The organism is Cnuella takakiae, from assembly GCF_001953305.1.
Classification (GTDB): Bacteria; Bacteroidota; Bacteroidia; order Chitinophagales; family Chitinophagaceae; genus Flavisolibacter; species Flavisolibacter takakiae.
In genome coordinates this window covers 5,234,235-5,234,628 of the sequence record NZ_MTFE01000010.1, presented here as the reverse complement: position 1 = coordinate 5,234,628, position 394 = coordinate 5,234,235, and the positions used below count along the sequence as shown (strand labels likewise).

General features: G+C 49.2%; 2 protein-coding genes. Both read right to left on the bottom strand.

Annotated elements, in window-relative coordinates; translation table 11 throughout:
• Positions 1-124 (bottom strand): YWFCY domain-containing protein (locus tag BUE76_RS25505; protein WP_143313447.1); only part of this gene is annotated, 124 nt, incomplete at its 3' end.
• Between the two features lie 11 nt (positions 125-135).
• Positions 136-394: hypothetical protein (locus BUE76_RS24615; protein ID WP_158070027.1), on the bottom strand; the 259-nt coding region annotated here is incomplete at its 5' end.

Below are 394 nucleotides of genomic sequence, written 5' to 3'. Positions count from 1 at the left end.
CCCATTGCTGAAACAGCAAATAGCAGGTGTAGTAGAAGTGAAGCAATAATACTGCGACACTTACCAGGCGGGTAAGGTCCAATATCTTTCGAAGGGCTTGTTCGTTTTCTCCTGTTTGGGACATAAGGGATGATTTTACAGGTGCATGTTTCCTTTGGCCTTGCGGCGGCGCTTTTTGGTAAGGGTAGCTGGTGGTTCGGTAGGTATTGCATGTGCAGTCATTACATGGGTCAATGGTTTAAGATGCCATTCCTGCAGGTTGTGCATGGGTAAATGTGGCTGTTGTTTGAAGGGGATGTTTGCAGTAAGTGCCTTGTGTACTGGCGACCTTGCCACAGCTTGATTGAGCCGGGCCTGTATGGCTGCAGCACCGTACCTTTCGCCCAGTTCACTC